This window comes from Bacillus sp. FSL K6-3149, assembly GCF_038630515.1.
Taxonomy (GTDB): domain Bacteria; phylum Bacillota; class Bacilli; order Bacillales; family Bacillaceae; genus Bacillus; species Bacillus pumilus.
The window spans coordinates 1242094-1263775 of sequence record NZ_CP152034.1; the positions used below are offsets into that span (position 1 = coordinate 1242094).

The following is a 21682-nucleotide window of genomic DNA, read 5'->3' on the forward strand; positions in this document are numbered from 1 at the left end:
GCACCTTTTTTTTATGACATCGTGAGAGGGATTTTGATGACAAGCCGCAAATGTGGAGACCGGTAAGTGAAATCAAGAGTACCGTCTGCCTTTTCAACAAGCTGATGAATGATATACGTCCCCATTCCTTGATGATCCCCGCCTTTTGTCGAGCGGCCAAAGTTTTTAAACAAATGGTCTAACACGTGTTTTTCCATTCCTTTTGTGCTGTTCTCACAATGGATTAAAAAGAGCCCGCTCCGAATAGAGGTCGCAATCGAGATGCTGCCCTCTTTCCCGGCTTGCTTAGCTTCAATCGCTGCGTCTAGGGCATTATCAAGCAAGTTTCCAGTAAAACTAACCTGCTCCGCCTTAGAAAAGGGAAGCGATGAAAAAGGTGCTTGAAAATCTAGAGAAAGGTCAATGTCCTCTTTTTCAGCCCGTTTAAAAAAGGAATGCAGGGTTGAGGCCAAATAAGCATTTTCTCCTTTCATCCAAGGGAAATGTTTTACGTATTGCTGAATCAAATCCTTGATCTCGTGCTCGTCGTTCGACGCGGAAAAGGCATTTAAATGTCTAGCTGTTTCATGATGTTTACTGCGCAGCTCAAGCAGCAATTCATTGGTTCTTGATTCTGCATTGATCAGCTCTTGAAGCCGCCCGTTTAATCGTCTCTCCGTCTGCATCATCTTCAATGAAAGGATATCTGTTGTCATGAGGATGATCAAAACTAAAAGAAAGCTTAATCCATTTTCTTGCGTCAGAATAAGGGATAGACCTGCACAGGTAAAGAGCACAAAAGCGCCCAACATCACATAACCACTCACATGAGGCAAAAACCTTTTGTATATGAAAAATGTATAAAGACAAATCACACAAAAAGTGAGGAGCCACAGCACTCCTGATGATAGCGGCAGAAAAGCTTCAGCTGCCGCATGAAACGCAAGACCTAGCCATATGAGAGCATACATGCGGAATCCAAGATAGAAAGCGTTCACGTTCGTTCTCCTTAAAAATAATATTTCTTAAAGTATTCTAATTGCTGCTTGGTCATCATGGCTTTTTTATCTGTACCTTCAAAAGACACGATAAATGAATTTTTGGCATACGCCGAGAAGTTCTTAATGTAATGAATATTGATGATGAACGATCGGTGAGAGCGGATAAAATCTTTTTCAGCCAGATCGCCCTTTAACTCGTTTAATGTCTGATATGTTTGGATATCTCCTGTTGTTGTGACAATGGTGGTTGACCGGCCTGTTCGCTCAACAAAAATGACATCCTTCTTTTGCAGCACATGAATATCTGACTGCTGTTTAATGAGAAGCCGTCCATGAATGCTTTTCTCCTGCTTGGTGGACATGTAGCGTTCTAAGGATTTGGCAATTCGATCGGCTTGGTAGGGCTTCATAATATAATCGTGAACATTTAAATCAAACGCATGGACCGCATATCCGCTGTTTCCTGTCACAAAGACAACATCGACATTCAGTGCATGAGAGTGAATGAGATCCGCTAATTCATAACCGGACATTCCGGGCATTTCAATGTCTGCGAACAACAGATCAATATCTCCTTTTTTGACCTTCTCGTAAGCATCCTCTGCTGACTGCGTGACAAAGACAATCTCCACAGCCTCCATTCTGCCTACAATGGCATGCAGTTTTTCTAAATCTACTCGGTAATCGTCAACGAGACCTACTTTTATCATAAAAATCACCTATGACTCATCGTATTATTTGTCTATTTTATCATTTGTTTTTTAAAATAGATCATTTCAAGACAGAAAAAGGACGTTTCGCGACATTTTTATGTCAGGGAAGCGTTATTTTTTCTATCATAGACTTAGAAAGTTGAAAGGGGCGAACCACATGATTACTCTCAGCGATTGCAGCTGCTGGTTTAAAGATAAGAAAAAAGTCGTGAAAGCGATGAAACATATGACGTTCTCCGTGAAGGAAGGGGAAGTCGTTGGCATCCTAGGAGAAAATGGTGCAGGGAAAACCACATTATTACGCGCCGTAGCTACATTGTTAGAACCTACGCACGGATCAGTCACTGTCGCAGGCTTTGATACGGTGAAAGAATCAACGGAAGTGAAAAAGCGAATTGGTGTCTTGTTTGGCGGTGAGACGGGGCTTTACGATCGTTTAACGGCACGAGAAAACCTTGAATACTTTGGCAAATTGTATGGCTTAGATCAGCATGAAATCAAAGCAAGAATAGAGGATTTGGCAAAGCGTTTTGGGATGAGACAATATATGGATCGAAAGGTGAAAGGATTCTCAAGAGGAATGAAACAAAAGGTGGCGATTGCCAGAACCTTGATTCATGATCCTGACATTATTTTATTTGATGAGCCGACAACAGGCTTGGATATTACATCAAGTAATATTTTCAGAGACTTTATTCATCAGCTCAAGCAGCAAAATAAAACCATCCTTTTTTCAAGCCACATCATGGAAGAAGTCAGCCAGCTTTGTGACAGTGTCATGATGATTCATCAAGGAGAGCTTGTGTATAAAGGGACACTTCCAGAATTATATACACAAGAACAAAGTGATGACTTGAACTATATCTTTATGTCGAAGCTCGCTAGGGGGATTTCATAATGTGGAAAACCGTATTTTTAAAAGAAATGACAGATGCGCTAAGAGACCGAAAAACGCTACTCTTAACAGTGCTGATACCTCTTTTGACGATGCTTGGATTGGTGTTCTTTTATGAAAGCATGATTGCAGATCCAGGAAATGAAACCTATACGGTCGCAGTGAATGAACAGCTTCCAACTGAAATGAATCAAATGATCAAAGAGGTCAAAAACCTCACACTTGAAACATTTGATGACCCGCAGCAAGCTGTCAAAGATGGAAAGGCGAATGCTTATCTGGAAATGCCGAAAGAGGCAGACGACATGCTTCAGCATCAACAATCATTTGCGATTAAAATTCATGGGTACACAACAGATGATGATTCGGTGATAACGGTTCAAATGCTGCAATCCTTACTGGAGCAGTATCAAAACCAAGTCGTAGAAAAGCGTTTAGCCGCTGATCAAATCAATACATCTGTTGTTCATCCATTTCAGGTGCAGGCTGTTGATGTAGAAGAGGGCGATGAAGGAGAAAATGGCATGACCTCTATGCTTTTGTCGATTCTTCTTCCAATGATTTTGGTGACCTCCGTCATCTCAGGTGCTTTGCCAGCTGCGCTTGATATTGTAGCGGGTGAAAAAGACCGAAAATCCATTGAAGCGTTGTTCCTGACACCTGCCAGCAGACTCCAAATTCTCATCGGAAAATGGCTGGCTGTCTCCATGTTCGGGATTTTAAGTGGAATTGTGGCGATCGGCATGCTGCTTTTATCCACGCTGCTCTTTACAGAAAAGCTAAAACAAGCACTGAACTTTGGTGATCAAATGTGGAGTATTATCGGCGTCATGTTTGCGGCGCTCATCATCTTCTCCTTCATGGTATCGATGATTGAACTGCTACTCAGTGTCGTTTCAAGCTCAGTGAAAGAAGCGCAATCGTACATGTCCATGATCATTACATTAGGTGTGATCCCAATGTTCTTTACCATGAGAGCAGGTGCTACGCAGCTAGATACGTATTACTTTGCTGTCCCATTCCTCAATATTCATGCGCTCTGTAAGCAATTGATGTTTGGGATCATTGATCCGATGGCCGTCACTCTGACACTCGGCTCCTCAGCCCTCGCAGTCGTCATCTTGTTTGTCATCGTGAGAAGCTTGTTTATGAAAGAAAAATGGATGCTTGCAAAATAAAGAAAGTAAAAACTTGTAGATTTTATCTGCAAGTTTTTTATATCCAGAGATTTATATAAAAGAGATTCACGATCGGGTGAAAGGAATGGCATAATGGAAGGGGGAACTTACATTATTATCCTAATTTATTTAAAGAGGTGATTCGTTTATGTCTTATCAAACAGAAGACGATGATGTGCTAGAGCTATGTAATATATATGCTCAACAAACACACCATTTTGAAGCTTTTATTTTGGGAAACAGGAAAGGGTTATTGGAATTAAGAAAAGCGATAGATGAGGCATTAGAAACGGGTAGTTCCGTTGCACATTTATATCCATCTGATTTTGAAGGATATGAAACGTATGTTGCTTTAGTAGACGATGAGCAAAAGTTTGAGAAATTAATGGATCCTTATGTAGAGGAATACGCACAAGAGGAGGATGCGGTTGATCCGGTTGAGGTGATAAAAGAGTATGAAGCAGCAAAAGAAAATCCCTCGTAATAGACCGTATCTTACTTTCTTGGCTGTAATTATCAAACGAAAAACGATAAGAAAAAACCCCCGGCATCGGGGGTTTTTCATTAGTTCTTGATGAACTTTTCAACTAATGAGCTTGTTTTGTAATCGTTCAAATCAAGTTTCCATTGGTCGATGTCATTTTTCTTCATGTTGACTTCTACTGTTTCTTCAGAAGATGATGGTCCTAATTTTTTGAACTCTTCTGGGTAGATCGAGAGTAGGTATTTTTGAGCTTCATCGTAAGAAGCTGAACGGTTTTTGCTGTAGAACTCAGTCGCTTTTTCTTTTAAACGATCGACAAGCGGGCTTGCATCAATTGGTGTAAGAGTTACAGTCACAACAGCTTTATCACCACTGATCGCTTTTGTTTTTGTTGATACTTTTGATTTTTCAGCTAATGTTTCTTTTACAGCTTTTAGAAGCTTATCAAGGTTTTCGTCCTTCGCTGAGCTAGAAGAAATACCTGATGACGTGATGTAGCCTTGTTTGAATGATTTATCAAATTGGTTGACTACAGTTGATTTGTTATCACCTGTTAGTTTTTCAAACTCGTCGTTATTCTTACCGAAAATCATCACATCAATATAAGAAGAAAGAGCTTTTGCAGATGCTTGAAGTGTATCTGCTTTTTTCATTAAGTCCTTACCTTTAATATCGAATTCTAGTGTTTTGTCATCTTTTTTAGAACCACTACCTGGCTCATTGTACACAAGCTGATAGTCTTTGTCTTTATCAACAACAAAGAAAAGACCGCCTTTTGATACTTTGTCTGCATTTAGAGAGCTTGAAGATAATACTTCATTGTAGTCATCTGGAGAGATCGTAGACACCTGTGAGTCATCTTGGTAAAGCGTAAAGTTGCTTTTATCAACATTTAGAGGCTCTTTGCTGATATTTTTTACAGATACGTTCACTTTTAGTACATACTGATCATCCTGTACAGATGTATCGTATTGAGGTGGTAATGTGTACTCAGCACTTTCTACCTTTACCTCTGCTGCATCAAGAGATTTTGTATCTTTTTCCTTTGCAGCTGACTTTTCTTTTCCACCACTGCAAGCAGCAGCGACAACAGTGACACATAAGATCAGAAGAAACAGGGATAATTTCTTTTTAAACATGACGTGTTTTCCTCCTCGGGTTTATGATGAATATTATTGAAAAGCTTTAGTTCATATCATTCTTTTTGCACAAAAAGAAAAATACTGTATGTTTTTTACTGTAGAATGAAGCGAAAGTACTGTCAATACTTCAGTGCGTTTCTAAGGTCGCACAGCTTCAAGTAGTAAAAATGACACTAAGTTGAAAGGAGAAACTTGTAAAATATGATTTGATGTCTCCTGTAAAAACTCAATATTTTATATTTTAAGGTTTTGAGTCGGATTGTTGAATAGGTTCAAATGACTGTTTTTGATGCTGGTGTCGCAATTAGAAGGATTTTTATGACTTGTAAGTGAGTCTATAGTAATGAATATTTTTTCCTGTAATGTGCATGATCACTAGGTTTGTGTGTTGTTGGCAGAGAGACACATGTCCAGCAAAATGTTGAGGTGTTTAGACAGGCTCTCGACACGGAATGTGTCTTTTCCCTTCAAAATGGCAGTCATCTACACAGAAACCCTACATAAAATAAAAGAGAAACGAATGGAGGTGGATGTATGGCAGTGGTAAGAGCGACAAGCTCTGATATTGATCTCATGGCCAGACTGCTGAGAGCGGAGGCAGAAGGTGAAGGGAAGCAAGGGATGCTGCTTGTAGGGAATGTGGGCATCAACCGGTTGCGTGCCAACTGCTCTGACTTTAAAGGGCTGCGTACGATTCCACAAATGATTTATCAGGAGCATGCATTTGAAGCAGTCACGCATGGTTATTTTTATCAACGAGCACGAGAAACAGAAAAAACACTTGCACGGAGGAATATTAACGGAGAACGATTTTGGCCAGCAAAATTCAGCCTTTGGTATTTTAAGCCGCCTGGTAATTGTCCACCGACATGGTACAATCAGCCGTTTGTGGCAAGGTATAAGTCTCATTGCTTTTATCAGCCAACCGCTGAAACTTGTGAAAATGTCTATAACACCTTTTAGCTTGATGAACAGCACAATCCTCTTAGTCAACGATTGTAGAGGATTGTGTTTTTCTTTTTTTCAAAATGGGTAACCATTGTGTATCAACAAGATGAAGCACGTGATAGGAGGAAATACAGATGTATCAAGATTTAAAAGGGAAAACAGCCATTGTCACAGGTTCTTCAAAAGGAATCGGACAAGCCATCGCATTACGATTTGGACAAGAGCAGATGAATGTGGTTGTGAACTATAAAGGTGATGAAGAGGGTGCTGAAGAAACGGTCCAAGCCATTCAGCAGCGCGGAGGTAGGGCGGTGAAAGTACACGCAGATGTCTCCAAAGAGGAAGGAATTCAATCCATCATGGATACAGCACTGGAGCATTTCGGAACAGTCGATGTGTTCGTCAATAATTCAGGCTTTAATGGTGAAGAAGCGATGCCGCATGAGATGACGCTCAAGCAATGGCAAAAAGTCATTGATGTCAATATCACAGGCGCCTTTTTAGGGGCAAAGGTCGCAATTGCCTATATGATGGAGCATGACATCAAAGGGTCTATTTTAAATATATCCAGTGTCCATCAGGAAATACCGCGCCCGTTCAATGTTCACTATTCCACTTCCAAAGGCGGAATGAACATGATGACAAAAACGCTGGCTCTTGATTATGCAGAAGCAGGGATTCGGATCAATGCAATTGCACCAGGTACAATGGCGACCGAATCAAATGATGATTTGCAGGATGAACAGAAAAAACAAAAGCAGCTTGAAAAGATTCCGATGAGAGCATTTGGCGAACCGAAGGAGATTGGGTCCGCTGCTGCATTCCTCGTATCTAAGGAAGCTTCGTATATCACAGGCACCACTTTATTTGTAGATGGAGGAATGACGCTTTACCCTTCTCAAATCAATGATTAATCCAAAAAAACATCCGCCCAATTAGCCGGCGGATGTTTTTTGTTCGTAGCGGTGTGCGGCTTTGGCTGGTTTGCCGAGCAGCATCGGGTACTTGCTCAGGAAGGAGATACACGGCACCATAAGCAGCAATGTCCCAATCGTGTAAAAGAGAGTCCAAGAGAGCTGCGCTGTATCTGCAATATTGATGCCAAGTCCATAATAAACAAATGCTTTCATGATATCGATGCCGGCAAACTGCAAGACAAGAATGACAATGGAATTTCGTCCGAGATACGTCAAAATTGGGGACGACTTGAATTTGAAACTTAAATAAATCACGGCAGCTGAACCGAGCAGTGCACATGCATAGAAAAGAAAGAGATCACCATAGTCATTCACGCGCATATCGATCCGTGAATTAAAGCTTTGCATGTAAGCCGTCAGTACAAGCAGGCCTGTACATAGAAGAAGGGTTGGGTCTGTTTTTAATTCCACAAACCATTGCTTTGCCAAAAATCCGATTGAATAAAACACAACAGCCGTCAAGGCGACATTGGCATTCCACGGCAGACTTTGGTCTAAAAGCAAGGTTGAGGCATATCCAGCACCTCCGCAAAGGACGGTCAGTAAAATCAAGACAGCAGGTTTCCCTTTTGTCAGACGGTGCATAAAGAAAAAGATCATTTCCACTAAAAAGAGCGTCGTTAAAAACCAGATGGCTGGGTTATGCGTGAGTCTAGCTTCATCTGCATTGGATATAAAAATACCTGTAAACGGAACGAAAGGGTCAATATCCGTTTGTCCCTTAAAGGCAAAAAAACGAGTAACGGTGAACCAGAAAACATACGTAATGATGGAGAAATAGAGATAGGGCAAGAGTAAGCTCTTGGCTTTCTTCTGAATAAATGACAGAGCAGGGCGTGAGGATGATCGAAACATCATGCCTGATAGTAAAAAGAAAAGCGGCATATGAAAAGAGTAAATGAATTGCTTGAGCGGATCTAGAATGGGCACATGTGCCATGACTACGAGCAGAATACCAATCCCCTTAGCTGCATCGACCCATTCGAGTCTCTTATTCATGGCCTGTCATCTCCTTCCTTCTAGCGTCGTAAACGTGTCTTTCATATGTACCTCTACTATATAAAAGGTACACGCCTTATGCGTTTACAGTTCGCTAACGATTAGAAGACACATTTGCGATCAGATGACAGGCGGAAGGATTTTGACATCTTGATGTTACATTTCACATTTCAGATCGTTGACAAAGGGCTAAAATGATTTTATTTCAGCCCTTTGTCTTCAAAATAATTCGGCAATTCGTTTGAAGGAGCGCTGTTTTTCGATCGGATCAAATGAATTGTTTAAAATCATGATGTCATCCGTTTGATAGCGGTCCATCAAGCTAAGTAATTGCTCTTTCACCGTTGCCTTTGAGCCGACGATCATCCGCTGGCGGTTTAGTAACACTTTTTTCTTTTCCTGCGAGGTGTAGTGATAGGTACTGGCTTCTTCTATAGAAGGTACGCGGCTGTCTAGTCCTTTTTCAACACGCAGCAGCCATAAATCTGTACTGGTGGCGATCCGTTCGGCCTCTTCATCGGTTTCACCACAAATGACAAACACGGCAAACATTGCGTGCGGCTGTGTGGAAAAGACAGATGGAGAAAAGTGAAACCGATACGTCTCAAATGCTTGTTTGCCACGTGCAGGGTGGATAAAGTGACCAAAAATATAGTTGATCCCAAGTTCCGCTGCCTGCATGGCGCTATTTTCTCCTAGACCAAGCAGCCAAACTGGCGGACGAGCATCAACAAGCGGAGAAGCCTTGACCCCTGCATGCGGGTGCCCAGAAGGCAGGCTGTCTGATAAGTAAAATAGAAGATCCTTCAGCTGGCGGTCAAACTGAGACAGGTCTTTATGCACGCCGTCTGTCAAAGCAAGTCTCGTCCTTTCAATCCCGCCCGGAGATTTACCGACACCGATTTCAATTCGTCCAGGATACAGAGCCTCAAGCTGCCGCGTGACCTCTGCTACTTTCAAGGGGCTGTACTGCGGAAGTAAAATGCCGCCAGACCCGGTACGTAAGGTCGATGTATGAGCAGCAATATGTGCCATTAATATTTCAGGTGCTGTACTAGCGAGCCCTCTTGTGCTGTGGTGTTCAGCAAACCAATAACGCTCATACCCAAGCGTTTCCGCAAGCTGAGCCAGCTGCGTTGTGTGAATCAATGTCTCTTGCGCTGTCTGACCTTTGGGAATAGCGACTTGATCTAATATGTGAAGTGATGGCATCATCAACATCCTTTCGATAATACGTTGGATATAAGTATAAAGAAATCCACGGATGGAAGGAAACGAAAGGGTTTATCCTTTGATCTCATGCTTTATCTTTTCTATATCAACATATGAAACCACATCAATACGCTATTTATCAGCAAGAGCTGTGGACAAGAATTTTCGACAATGTTTCACATGAAACACTTCATTTACGACATGAACCATTTTCAACATGGATCTTTCGTTAAAAAAATATCATCTGTTTGAAACCTATCTTGAACGTAGATCGTATATACTAGTAAATAGAAAAAAGAGTAAGAGGCTCCAATGTCATTTCATGAATTTTGTCGAATTTTCATGTATGATGATTTTAATAGGGTCCATCGCTTAATAAATAGATTTTTATTATGCTGGAGGAGTGATTGATTTGGCGATTACATTAGAAAAAGGTCAACGTATTGATTTAACAAAAGGGAAGGCAGGACTAACGAATATCCTAGTTGGACTTGGCTGGGACCCTGTATCACAAGGCGGCGGATTTTTAGGAAAGCTGTTTGGCGGCGGAGGCGGCGCTGATATTGATTGTGATGCTTCAGTGCTCATGCTGAAAAATGATAAGTTTACGGAAAATAAAGATTTGATTTATTTTGGCAACTTGAAAAGCAAATGCGGCAGTGTCGAGCATACAGGTGACAACCTGACTGGTGAAGGAGACGGAGATGATGAACAAGTCCTCGTCAACTTGAGCAAGGTGCCGGGCAATGTGAATAAATTGGTGTTTGTTGTGAACATCTATGATGCACTAAGAAGAAATCAACACTTTGGTATGATTCAAAATGCGTACATTCGCATCGTGGATCGTTCAAACAATCAAGAATTAGTGAAGTATAATTTAAAAGATGAGTATGCAGGGAAAACATCATTAATCGTCGGTGAGCTTTATCGTCACGAGAATGAGTGGAAGTTTGCGGCTGTTGGGGACGGTACAAATGATGCGAAGCTTGCCGATATTACGAGAAACTACATTTAATTAGAAGGGAGAGGTTCCTAGTGGGAATTTCTTTAGCGAAAGGTCAAAAAATTGATTTAACAAAAACAAATCCAGGTTTAACAAAAGTGGTCGTTGGTCTTGGCTGGGATGTCAATAAGTATGACGGCGGACAAGACTTTGATCTAGACGCAAGTGTATTTCTTTTAGATGCGGCAGGTAAGGCAAGCTCACCATCTGATTTTGTCTTTTACAATCAAACAACTGGCGGTGGCGGCAGTGTCGTTCATACAGGCGATAACCGCACTGGTGAAGGCGACGGAGATGACGAGCAGGTCAACATCGACTTATCAGCTGTACCAGCGAGTATTGAGAAGATTTCATTTGTCATCACGATTCATGATGCAGAAGCGCGTAGTCAAAATTTCGGACAAGTCACGAACGCATATGTGCGCATTTTAAATGCAGCATCAAATGAAGAGCTCATTCGCTATGATTTGGCGGAGGACTTTTCAATTGAAACAGCGATTATTGTAGGTGAATTATACCGTCATGGCGGAGAATGGAAATTCTCGGCTGTTGGATCGGGCTATCAAGGCGGACTTGCCCGCATTGCAACAGACTTCGGTTTAGATATCGGGTAACGACCCGTTTTCATATTTTCAGGAGACAGGAGAGATACGAATATGGCGATTCAGCTTTCAAAAGGACAACGTGTCGATTTAACAAAAACCAACCCAGGACTGACGAAAGTGATGATCGGTCTTGGCTGGGATACGAATAAATATTCTGGCGGAGCCGAATTTGATTTGGACGCTTCGGCATTCTTAGTGGATGCAAACAATCGTTGTCAGCAAGACACAGACTTTGTTTTCTATAATAACCTTCAGCACCCAAGCGGCAGTGTCACTCATACAGGTGATAACCGGACGGGTGAAGGAGATGGAGATGACGAGCAAATTCTCGTTGATTTCTCAAAAATTCCTGCTAACATTGATCGTATCGGAATTACAGTGACGATTCATGATGCAGAGACGCGCAGCCAGAATTTTGGACAAGTCTCAAATGCGTTTGTTCGTGTTGTAAATGAAGAGGGCGGGGAAGAATTGATTCGCTTTGATTTAGGGGAAGACTTCTCAATCGAAACAGCTGTTGTGGTATGTGAATTGTACCGACACGAAAGCGATTGGAAGTTTAACGCCATCGGAAGCGGATTCTCTGGCGGACTTGCAGCTCTTTGTCAAAATTATGGGTTAGAAGTATAAACGAGAGAAACAAAATTCAAGAGGCGCTGCCAATGACTCATATGAGGGCCTTTTCCAAAGTGAGAAAGAAACAGCGATCAAGAATAACAGCAGGCGAAAGCCTGCTGATGCTTCTACACTTATAGGAGGAAAACCAGTTGGACATTTTGAAACATATGTTGGACACGTATGCCTCGTTTTTTGATTGGCATATGTGGGCAGAGGTATTAACAAACCCTGTCTCTTGGGGGCTCATTGGGACCCTTGTTGTGCTTGAAGGATTGTTATCAGCAGATAACGCACTTGTATTAGCTGTCATGGTGAAACATTTACCAGAAAAGCAGCGTAAAAAGGCATTAACCTACGGATTAATTGGCGCTTATTTCTTCCGTTTTCTATTCATTGGCGTGGGGATGCTGCTTATTAAGTTCTGGTGGATTAAGGTTCTCGGAGCTGCATATTTAGCATGGCTTGTCATTAAGCACTTCTGGTTAGGTGACGGCGATGACGAAGCGAAGGAATTGAAAAAAGAAGGCTGGATGATTCGCGTATTTGGCGTGTTCTGGGCAACCGTTATTTCTGTGGAAATTATGGACCTTGCCTTCTCGGTGGACAGTATTCTTGCGGCATTCGCTGTATCTGAGGAAGTATGGATTCTTCTATTAGGCGGAATGCTTGGCATTCTCATGATGCGTACAGTGGCACAGTTATTCCTTGTCCTCATTGACCGTATCCCAGAGCTTGAGAATACCGCGTTTATTCTCATCGGGATTATTGCTATCAAAATGGGCTTAAGTGCTGCACATATTGAAATTCCGCATCTTGCATTCTTTGCGATTATTATTCTAGCGTTTATCGGAACGTTTATTGTTCATAAAATCAATAAGAAGAAACATCAAGATGTGACAAACGAAGCTGCGGCTTCAAAAGAAGAATAGAATAGGACGATCAAAAAGGAATGGAGTTGACTAGCGGCTCCATCTTTTTTGAATCATCAGGTTATTGATTTTCTCTAAACAACAGGAGGTGGCACAGCATGCGGTATTTTCGTTTTTTATCAGAGGCGAGGCAGCACGATCTTTTTTTCAAGCGGCCGGAGGCGATGCATTCACTGACACCGAGGCATGTACTTGCGCATGCATTAGGTGCTACTTTGTATATGCCTGCGACAAGACAAGATATAGCAGATATGCTGCTGTCGCAGAAATATGAAGCGCTTTGCTCTGTTGTATTTTGCTTGGAGGATGCCATCGGTGATCAAGAAGTGGACATGGCTGAACAGAATCTAGTGGCACAACTGGCCAGTCTCAAAGAGAAAGTCACGCATGCGCCTGAAACGGCTGAACATTTGCCTCTTATATTTATTCGCGTTCGTTCGCCGAAACAGCTGCTCAAAATGGCAGACTTGCTCGGTTCCTCTCTTCAATTACTTACCGGTTTTGTGTTCCCGAAGTACTCGGTTCATAATGCGAAGGATTATTTGGACAGTCTGAAACAGGCATCGTCCCAAACGCAGACAACACTTTATGGGATGCCCATTTTGGAAACACCTGATTTACTAGAAAAAGAAACAAGATATACGGTGTTGTCAGAGTTAAAGCAGATCTTGCTGAATGACGAGGAATATATTTTGAATATTCGCATTGGGGCAACAGATCTTTGCGGTTTGTACGGGATTCGCCGTGATCGTGACACGACCATTTATGAAATTAATTTGATTGCTGATCTGATCACAGATATCATCAATTATTTTGGCCGTTCCTTTGTGGTATCAGGTGCGGTGTGGGAGCATTTTGGCCCTGCACGAAAGGAACAAAAGCCATTCATCCGGGCACTTTCTCATAAGAGTGGCGAATCGTCTTCATCTGAATTTGATGACGTACAAGGTTTACTCAAGGAGACAAAACTCGATGTGGCTAACGGCATTCATGGAAAGACGGTCATTCATCCAACACATCTCAAGCCGGTTCAAAGCATGTATGTTGTGACGAAGGAAGAGTATATGGATGCATTAAGCATTCTGGAACATGCAGACGGCACAGTTGGCGTAATGAAGAGTACCTTCTCTAATAAAATGAATGAAACGAAGCCGCATTACCGGTGGGCAGAGCACATTTTAATGAAGTCAGATATTTACGGGGTGTTTCATGAAAATAGAAGCTATATCGACATACTCACAGAAACAGAAGCCGCATACGCTGAGCATCTTGGAACATATGGAAGTTGAGCTTGTTCTCAAAGAAGGTGCGCTTCAGCTAGAAAAAGAGCATCTTTTTGACATGGCTGCAAGGGTGAACAAAAAAAGAGCCTTTTTATTCGTTAGTAAGGTGCTCGGTAAGCACATTCCTGTTCATCCAGTAAAACCGCTCCTTGTCTCGGGACTTTTAGCCATGGCGTATGCCAAAGAGCAAACAGGCAAGACGTCTCCATATCAAGAGCTTTTAGTAGAAGCACTCAAGACGGATGACCACACGGTATTAACTAAAGCCTACGAAGCGCTCAAAAAAGAGAAGCTTTCAACAGGAAAACAGCCGATCGTGATCGGCTTTGCAGAAACAGCCACAGCTCTTGGTCACGGTGTGTATGACGTATTAGAAGGAGCATCTTACATTCATACGACACGTGAACAGCTGCTGGATCTTGATCCTTCATTGGTATTTGAAGAAGAGCATTCGCATGCAACGGATCAGCTTTGTTATGCAGACGAAGCATTACTTCGCACAAACCGTCCCATCGTGCTAGTAGATGATGAAGTCACGACAGGCCGTACGAATATCAATATCATTCGGGACCTTCATGCAAAGCACCCACGGCATTCTTACACGATTCTTTCTATTTTAGACTGGCGGACAGAGGAGCACGAGAAAGCCATGTGTGAGCTTGAAAAGGAGCTTGGTATTCACATCACCTCACTGTCTTTATTAAAAGGGCAAATGGTTTTTCGAGGCAAAACGCTAGATGAACCAGCTTATTCGTATGAGATAGCTGAGCAAAAGGATCTGCCAAGTCTCTCTGTTCACTCCCTTCAATCTTTCTTTCAGCAAGAGCCATATGCACGTTCTCATGCAACCAATTCGGCTGGTCATTCGCCATATATACATGAAACGGGTCGTTTTGGTTTAAACGCAGCAGATACGGCAGTCATCGACCAAGCAGCTGCAGAGGCTGGGCTTCAACTAAAGCAGGAGCGCAAAGGAAAACAGACACTTTGTTTAGGAACAGGTGAGCTGATGTATGTGCCGATGAGAGTGGCTGCACATATGGGAGAAGGTGTTCTCTTTCATTCAACGACGAGAAGCCCAATTCATCCCGTTGAAAAGGATGGATACGCTGTTCAAAACGGGTTCACCTTTGTGAGTCCAGAGGATGCTCGAATCCAGCATTACGTGTACAACATACCAAAAGGTCAATACGATGATGTATTTCTCTTCTTTGAGAAAAAAGTTTCTCAGGAGGCATTGCTTCCGCTTGTTCATTTATTTGCCGAGCGGCATGTGAAGCATGTGCATATTGTGACTTTATCAGACGAGGTGAAGGTGAATGGCTAATGTGTATACAAAGATGGGAAGCTATCCAGAGCAGGATGTAACCTTCTTACTCAAAGATTTATCATCCATTGAGATGGAGAAAAGTACAGAGGAGCGGGAACGTTCGATTCAGAGTGGTGCGCATTATTCAGAAATGCTGCCGATTGAATATAAACCAACGGAATCTTATATGGATTTATTCTATGAATCTCTGAAAGAAAGTAAGGAGAAGGTAGCAGAAGCAGTAGCTGTTGTAGCAGAACAGATTGTGAAAAAGCGAGGCTTCCAAACGGTGCTTTGCAGTTTGGCTAGAGCGGGAACGCCGATCGGGGTACTTATCAAACGATATATTCGAAAGACATATGGTCTTGAACTGCCTCATTACAGCATCTCGATTATTCGTGATCGAGGAATAGATGAGAATGCGCTGCATTATATGCTCAAGGAACATCCGGGCTATGAGATTGCCTTTATTGATGGATGGACCGGAAAAGGTGCGATTTCGAGAGAGCTCCAAAAAGCGGTGATTGATTTTGAAAGAAAGTACGGTATTCGTCTTTCTAGTGAACTAGCTGTACTCGCTGATCCTGGCTATTGTACACATGTCTACGGAACGAGAGAGGACTTTCTCATTCCAAGTGCTTGCCTGAATTCGACTGTATCTGGACTTGTTAGTCGTACCGTACTAAACAACCGCTGGATCAATGCCGATGATTTCCATGGGGCAAAATATTATGAAGAGCTGCTTGAAGAGGATGTATCCAATCTGTATGTGGATACAATCGAAGAAGCATTTTCTAGCCTCGAACCGAATGTAGAAGAGAAAGCAGAAACCATCCTCACGCACGGAATGCCTGCGGATTGGCGAGGGATGGCGTCCATTGAAGCGATCGGTCAGGAGTTTCAAATTGAAAACACCCATTTGATTAAGCCGGGTGTTGGTGAGACGACTCGTGTGCTGCTGAGAAGAATCCCTTGGAAAATCTTGATTCAGCCTGGGTCTCAGGAGAAGCTAAAGCATATTTTGCTTTTGGCAGAGGACAGAGGCGTTCCTGTCATTGAATATGCCAATATGTCCTATACGTGCTGTGGACTCATTCGTCCGCTGGAGCAGACGTCATGAAGACAAGTGCGTTTGCCAGCGATTTAGACCGGACACTGATTTACTCACACCGAGTGCTGGAACAGTATGAGTATGAAGGAGATTATGATTTAGTTGAGATGCTGGATGAACGTCCGCTTTCCTATATGTCGGTTGAAACGAAGAAGTCTTTGCAGATGATTCATCAGTTAGGCTGGTTCATTCCAGTGACGACAAGAACGACCGCTCAGTATGAACGGATCACCTTCTTTCAGCAAGAGCTCAAACCGGAGTATGCCATCACGACAAATGGGGGCTGTATCCTTCATCACGGCAAGCCGCTTGAGAATTGGCAGGTCATCGTTGATGAGAGGCTCAAAGCGTGTATGTCAGTCAGAGAGATGCTAAGAGCCATCTCCGAACTTCCAGTTGCCGCATGGGTGAAGCGTACCCGGACAGCAGAGGGAAGATTTCTTTATTTGATTATGAAAGATGAGTATCTGTCTCGCATTCCACTTGCTGAATTGAAGCAGTGGGGCGAGGAGAGAGGCTGGCAGGTGTCTCTACAAGGACGGAAGCTTTACTTTATTCCGTCACCGCTCAATAAGTGGGATGCTGTTGCTTTTCTAAAGGAGCGGCTGGAGCTTGAATATGTATACGGTGCGGGTGATTCCCTCTTAGATGTAGGTCTCATTCGTCAGGCAGATATGGGCTTTGCCCCAAGGCATGGAGAAGTGCTCGACTTTGATCCATTGCTTGAGCCGACAGCAGCATCTGGCATGGCAGCAGCAGATGAAATCACCGCTTGTGTCATGAACCAGATGACGACCGCAAAAAAGCCTTCGATTCGATAGCAGAAGTAGAAGGGTGAATGATATGATAGTAGTAGCTTTCGAGAAAATATAGGAGAAAGGAAGGAGCGGCGTGAGTTATAAAGAAATCAATGTTAACCAAACACGGGCGGAGCAGGAAGCCTGGAAAAACGTGCTGAAAAAGCCGCTCCCTGAAAGAGACGGTTATGTAAAGGACGAGCATACATTGTCCTTGCCGCGTCTCGCCGCCCGGGTCCTTGGAACTCCGCATGATGCAACCGATTATTTTATTTATTTACATGAATTATATGAAACAGATGGCGTTCACATTTTAAGTGAAACGCTCAATCGTCATATTGAGCCGGAGCATTTTCAAGCGCTTCAACGCATTCATTTGATTAACCAAGAAGAAAAAGGATTATCTGTGAATCGCTTTGTGGCTTTCTTAGATGGTGAACAGCTGATTGTACGCCATCCAAACCCTGTGATGAACCGGCATATCCGCCTTTCATTGATCAAGGTGTTTGAGCATTTCAAACAGCTGCATGAAGGGGGATTTCAGCATCCCGATTTCCGCCGGGTACTCCTGGATGTAGTGAAGTTTTCAAATAATCATCTAGGTCCATGGCTGAAGGAAGTCAATATAGAAGAAAAAATGCCGGCTGTCATTTGGTATGGAGAGGCGAATAAAAGTCAGCTTTATTTTCTTTACTATGTCATGCTGATTGGCTGTGATGTTGTGCTATTTCATCCAGAGGGCGAGGATTCATTCCGCGAACTAGATCCAGAAGAAAAGCTGACTTTTATTGATCAGTATCCGGGGACTTCAAAGCTGGAACCGTTCCCTACTGAAAAGCCTGAGAGGAAGTCAACGGTGGCGTACCGCTCGACAAGAGAGCTTGAAGAGGTGCTCCACACGGAAGATTCAATGCTGTATAAGCCTTGGCAATTCAGAGATCATACTCCTCATTCTATTACGCTGAAGACAACGTATGATGAGCTGTTTTTAATTGCAAAGGAACGCTCCTTTATCCGCCCTAATTTTCAAGCAGACCGCGACACGATACAGATTCCGAACCTCTTTGCGAAAATGATGGGAGTCACACGAGACAAGCGTGAATACTGGGATCGTATCCACACGTTAATGGAATGGAAAGAGACGAAGACCATTCGCCATTTTCCTTTTACGAAAGAAGTGTCTTCGAATTATCAATTTCATTATCAGCATGCCCTTTCGTCTGCTGGAGAGATTGAACCTGAATTATTAATGAAAAGCAACGTGTGGCAGTTTTCTCATCTATATGAGGGGACGCAGCGTGCGATAGCAGAGGCGATATCTCGAATCTGTCAGCATCCGAAGCTATTAAAAGAAGGCAATGAGACTGAATTAGATGTCCGTATTTATTTATTCAAACAGGTACTGCATATCGGCCAGGAGCTCATTGAACTCATTCAAACCTTTGATTATGCACAAACCGTACCGAAAGTGATTTTATATCATACGGAATATAATGGTGAGCTGACTCGTTCTGATGCGGCTGCCCTGATTTTTCTAAATGAAATGGGTGTGGATCTCTTCGTGTATCATCCGGCGGGATACCAGTGTATTGAGCGGTATATAGATGACCAATTATTTGATACCCATTGGCTTGATGAGATGGTTATGAACCAGGAGTTTAAAGAGCCGTCCATCGTTAGAAAATTATTTCAATCCATTAAAAACAGATAAGGAGATCAAAGCTTATGACAAATACAAACGGAAATGACATCATTTCAATTGATAAAGAGGAAATCTCCATTGAGAAGGCAGACGATATTCGCGTTCAGCTTCGAAATGAACCAGAAGTGCAAAATATTGCGAGACAGATCGATGCGAAAAATCAGCTGGAGCTGCTTGAATACGGAAAACAGCCGGCCGTTGAAATCTCTAAGTTCTCTGATCGTATTCTTTCGATGATGCGTTCAACTAGTGTCACTGACTCAGGAACGATGCTGACGCAGCTTGGAAAAATTATGGATCGTTTTGATAAAAATGATTTTGACGAGCCAAAGGGTGGTTTACTGTCAAAAATCTTTAAACGCGGCGGCAGCATGATTGAAAAGATTTTCAGTAAATATCAAACGCTCGGTGCAGAGATTGAAAAAATTAATGTAGAGATCAGTAAATATAAAGACGAAATGACCAAATCGACTGTGACGCTTGAAGAAATGTATGAGCATAACATTCAATACTATATGGAGCTTGAAAAGTATGTCGTTGCAGGTCAAATGAAAATCGAGGAATTAAAGCAATTGGTTCCTTCTTATGAAGAAAAAGCAGCTAGTGGAAACCAGCTCGCACAAATGGAGCTTGATACACTTCGTAACGGCATTCAAGCGTTGGAAGAGCGTGTATATGACCTTGATATGGCACGGATGGTGGCTCTTCAAACAGCACCGCAAATTCGTTTGCTGCAGCGTGGGAATACGAAACTAATCGGTAAAATCAACTCAGCGTTCATTATCACGATTCCGATCTTTAAAAATGGCATCATTCAAGCTGTGACAGCGAAAAGACAAAAGCTTGTGGCTGATTCAATGAGTGAGCTGGATAGAAGAACAAATGAAATGCTGAAACGAAATGCTGAAAACATCTCAAGCCAAAGTGTAGAGATTGCCAAATTGTCTGGACGTCCAAGTATCGACATTGAAACGATCGAATCTTCCTTTAATACGATTGTACAAGGGATGAAAGAGACAAAACAGATCGAAGAAGAAAACAAACGATTACGCGAAGATGGAACAAAGCGTATGCTTGAATTGCAAGATAATATTAAGCGAGCTGCACTAGAGTCCTAAAAAATAAGCTGTCTGTAACTAAAGTTGCAGGCAGTTTTTTAATATTTTAATTAAAATTTGAATGAAAAAGGTTTCTATGTGACCATTTTCGGGTAAATCCTGTTCAGGGGAATGGTTCACCCATGTTTGAAAAAGTCCGCTATGGTGAGGATTTGAGTTATTTTTTAGCACAATTAGGAATTTCAAGTAAAATATTGTCTGATGAGAGGAAATACCCCGTAAAATATGTTGTTTATGAAGCATTCTATAGGATTTACGAGTAATACGGCGTATAAACTCTAATCACTAGACCTCTTATATGGAATTCATACATATTGTGCAGAAATAAGCGAATTCTAAAGATTGTTCGCATCATAACGCTTATGTTACGGTTATAAAGATGCTAATTTGGAGGGAAAATATGAATTCTGAAGAGAGAAATATCAAAATCAAGATAAATAATGTATCTAAAATTTTCGGTAAAAATGCTAAAAAAGCAACTCAAATGCTTGAAAAAGGAAAAACAAAAAGAGAGATCCTAAAAGAGACCGGCGCAACAGTTGGTGTCAATCGAGCAAATTTTGATGTGTATGACGGCGAGATATTTGTCATCATGGGGCTATCAGGGAGCGGAAAGTCCACACTTGTGCGGCTGCTAAATAGGTTAATCGAACCAACCTCCGGCGAAATATATATTGATGGGGATATGATAACAAATATGTCAAAGGATCAATTGCGTGAAGTCAGACGGAAAAAGATCAGCATGGTCTTCCAAAACTTCGCATTGTTCCCGCACCGCACCATTCTTGAGAACACAGAGTATGGTCTTGAATTACAAGGTGTAGACAAAGAAGAGCGCCACTCAAAAGCGCTTGAATCTTTAAAGCTTGTTGGACTTGAAGGCTTTGAAGAGCAATATCCAAACCAATTAAGTGGTGGGATGCAGCAGCGTGTTGGATTGGCACGTGCATTAGCAAATGACCCTGACATCTTATTAATGGATGAAGCATTCAGCGCACTCGATCCATTAATTCGTAAAGACATGCAGGATGAATTGCTTGAGCTTCACACATCTGTAGGAAAAACGATCATTTTCATTACCCATGATTTAGATGAGGCGCTTCGGATTGGCGACCGCATTGTGCTCATGAAGGACGGGAATATCGTCCAAATCGGAACACCAGAAGAAATTTTGATGAACCCATCGAATGAATATGTTGAACGTTTCGTTGAAGATGTCGACCTTTCTAAAGTATTAACCGCTGGTCATATTATGAAACGTGCAGAAACAGTCCAGCTCGACAAAGGGGCACGTGTTGCGCTCACGCTCATGAAAAACCTTGGAATTTCGTCAATCTATGCAGTTGATAAGAAAAAGCATTTATTAGGTGTTATTTCTGCACAAGCAGCGAAAAAGGCGGCAGAAATGGGAGCATCGCTTGAAACTGTTCTTGATAAAGAATTCACGACAGTATTGGAATCTACGTATTTGACAGAAATCTTTGATGCAGTGTCTGATGCGGCAAACATTCCAATTGCCGTTGTCGATGAGAAAAACAGAATGAAGGGTATTGTGGTCAGAGGTGCATTAATTGGTGCGTTATCAGGTAATGATGAGTATATCAACATGTCTTCTAACAAGCTTGAGGAAATTAAAACACAAGAGCCTTCTGCACAGGAGGTAGAATAAGATGTTTAGT

21 protein-coding genes are annotated in these 21682 nt (G+C 42.2%); 16 read left to right on the forward strand and 5 right to left on the reverse strand.

Annotation, left to right across the window (positions count from 1 at the left end; translation table 11 throughout):
• Positions 1–11: 11 nt before the first annotated feature.
• Positions 12–977, reverse strand: coding sequence for a GHKL domain-containing protein (locus tag MHB83_RS06540; RefSeq protein WP_050943320.1), 966 nt, complete (start codon positions 975–977; stop codon positions 12–14).
• 11 nt (positions 978–988) lie between these two features.
• On the reverse strand, positions 989–1690 hold the full coding sequence (locus MHB83_RS06545) for a LytTR family DNA-binding domain-containing protein (RefSeq protein WP_012008825.1): 702 nt from the start codon (positions 1688–1690) through the stop codon (positions 989–991).
• A 160-nt stretch (positions 1691–1850) separates the two neighbouring features.
• Between MHB83_RS06545 and MHB83_RS06550 the strand changes: the two genes are divergently transcribed.
• The 3 genes from MHB83_RS06550 to MHB83_RS06560 all read left to right on the forward strand — a co-directional run bounded on the left by MHB83_RS06550 (position 1851) and on the right by MHB83_RS06560 (position 4250).
• On the forward strand, positions 1851–2591 hold the full coding sequence (locus MHB83_RS06550) for an ATP-binding cassette domain-containing protein (RefSeq protein WP_003217123.1): 741 nt from the start codon (positions 1851–1853) through the stop codon (positions 2589–2591).
• On the forward strand, positions 2591–3766 hold the full coding sequence (locus MHB83_RS06555) for an ABC transporter permease (protein ID WP_253621887.1): 1176 nt from the start codon (positions 2591–2593) through the stop codon (positions 3764–3766). Before MHB83_RS06550 ends, MHB83_RS06555 begins: the two co-directional genes overlap by 1 nt.
• Positions 3767–3914: 148 nt before the next feature.
• Positions 3915–4250 (forward strand): hypothetical protein, encoded by a 336-nt coding sequence (locus MHB83_RS06560; protein ID WP_050943313.1) that lies wholly within the window; start codon positions 3915–3917, stop codon positions 4248–4250.
• Positions 4251–4330: 80 nt separating this feature from the next.
• On the opposite strand, the gene MHB83_RS06565 is transcribed toward MHB83_RS06560, so the two are convergent.
• On the reverse strand, positions 4331–5389 hold the full coding sequence (locus MHB83_RS06565; RefSeq protein ID WP_003217128.1) for a DUF4352 domain-containing protein: 1059 nt from the start codon (positions 5387–5389) through the stop codon (positions 4331–4333).
• Positions 5390–5926: 537 nt separating this feature from the next.
• On the opposite strand from MHB83_RS06565, the gene MHB83_RS06570 reads away from it, so the two are divergent.
• Positions 5927–6355, forward strand: coding sequence for a cell wall hydrolase (locus MHB83_RS06570; protein WP_003217242.1), 429 nt, complete (start codon positions 5927–5929; stop codon positions 6353–6355).
• A 119-nt stretch (positions 6356–6474) separates the two neighbouring features.
• Positions 6475–7254 (forward strand): glucose 1-dehydrogenase, encoded by a 780-nt coding sequence (locus MHB83_RS06575; RefSeq protein WP_335365101.1) that lies wholly within the window; start codon positions 6475–6477, stop codon positions 7252–7254.
• 21 nt (positions 7255–7275) lie between these two features.
• Here the strand turns inward: MHB83_RS06575 and MHB83_RS06580 are convergent, their stop codons facing one another.
• Together MHB83_RS06580 and MHB83_RS06585 are read right to left on the reverse strand one after the other, a co-directional pair.
• Positions 7276–8316 (reverse strand): acyltransferase family protein, encoded by a 1041-nt coding sequence (locus MHB83_RS06580; protein ID WP_342496739.1) that lies wholly within the window; start codon positions 8314–8316, stop codon positions 7276–7278.
• 219 nt (positions 8317–8535) lie between these two features.
• Positions 8536–9528: an LLM class flavin-dependent oxidoreductase gene (locus MHB83_RS06585; protein ID WP_342496740.1), complete on the reverse strand. Its 993-nt coding sequence runs from the start codon at positions 9526–9528 to the stop codon at positions 8536–8538.
• Between the two features lie 412 nt (positions 9529–9940).
• On the opposite strand from MHB83_RS06585, the gene MHB83_RS06590 reads away from it, so the two are divergent.
• From MHB83_RS06590 to opuAA, 11 genes are all read left to right on the forward strand, one after another.
• Complete coding sequence (locus MHB83_RS06590) at positions 9941–10543, forward strand: TerD family protein (RefSeq protein ID WP_044139240.1); 603 nt, start codon at positions 9941–9943, stop codon at positions 10541–10543.
• Between the two features lie 20 nt (positions 10544–10563).
• Positions 10564–11145, forward strand: coding sequence for a TerD family protein (locus MHB83_RS06595; protein WP_003217119.1), 582 nt, complete (start codon positions 10564–10566; stop codon positions 11143–11145).
• Positions 11146–11187: 42 nt separating this feature from the next.
• Complete coding sequence (locus tag MHB83_RS06600) at positions 11188–11766, forward strand: TerD family protein (protein WP_003216935.1); 579 nt, start codon at positions 11188–11190, stop codon at positions 11764–11766.
• Positions 11767–11903: 137 nt separating this feature from the next.
• Positions 11904–12683, forward strand: a complete 780-nt coding sequence (locus tag MHB83_RS06605; protein ID WP_012008834.1) for a TerC family protein — start codon at positions 11904–11906, stop codon at positions 12681–12683.
• A gap of 98 nt (positions 12684–12781) precedes the next feature.
• The gene (locus MHB83_RS06610; RefSeq protein WP_322000220.1) at positions 12782–13972 is read left to right on the forward strand and encodes an HpcH/HpaI aldolase/citrate lyase family protein; all 1191 of its coding nucleotides are present in this window, start codon (positions 12782–12784) and stop codon (positions 13970–13972) included.
• A complete protein-coding gene (locus MHB83_RS06615; protein ID WP_137055285.1) occupies positions 13962–15293 on the forward strand; it encodes a phosphoribosyltransferase family protein in 1332 nt (443 codons plus the stop codon). Before MHB83_RS06610 ends, MHB83_RS06615 begins: the two co-directional genes overlap by 11 nt.
• Positions 15286–16395, forward strand: a complete 1110-nt coding sequence (locus MHB83_RS06620) for a cysteine protease StiP family protein (protein ID WP_212046241.1) — start codon at positions 15286–15288, stop codon at positions 16393–16395. The genes MHB83_RS06615 and MHB83_RS06620 overlap by 8 nt, the downstream gene beginning before the upstream one ends.
• Entirely contained in the window at positions 16392–17207 is an 816-nt protein-coding gene (locus MHB83_RS06625) for an HAD family hydrolase (protein WP_342496741.1), read from the forward strand. Before MHB83_RS06620 ends, MHB83_RS06625 begins: the two co-directional genes overlap by 4 nt.
• A gap of 70 nt (positions 17208–17277) precedes the next feature.
• The gene (locus MHB83_RS06630) at positions 17278–18894 is read left to right on the forward strand and encodes a YceG family protein (protein WP_050943297.1); all 1617 of its coding nucleotides are present in this window, start codon (positions 17278–17280) and stop codon (positions 18892–18894) included.
• A gap of 14 nt (positions 18895–18908) precedes the next feature.
• Positions 18909–20003 (forward strand): toxic anion resistance protein, encoded by a 1095-nt coding sequence (locus MHB83_RS06635; protein ID WP_003217200.1) that lies wholly within the window; start codon positions 18909–18911, stop codon positions 20001–20003.
• A gap of 400 nt (positions 20004–20403) precedes the next feature.
• Positions 20404–21672 (forward strand): glycine/proline betaine ABC transporter ATP-binding protein OpuAA, encoded by a 1269-nt coding sequence (gene opuAA / locus MHB83_RS06640; protein WP_003216978.1) that lies wholly within the window; start codon positions 20404–20406, stop codon positions 21670–21672.
• The last annotated feature ends 10 nt before the right edge of the window (positions 21673–21682 follow it).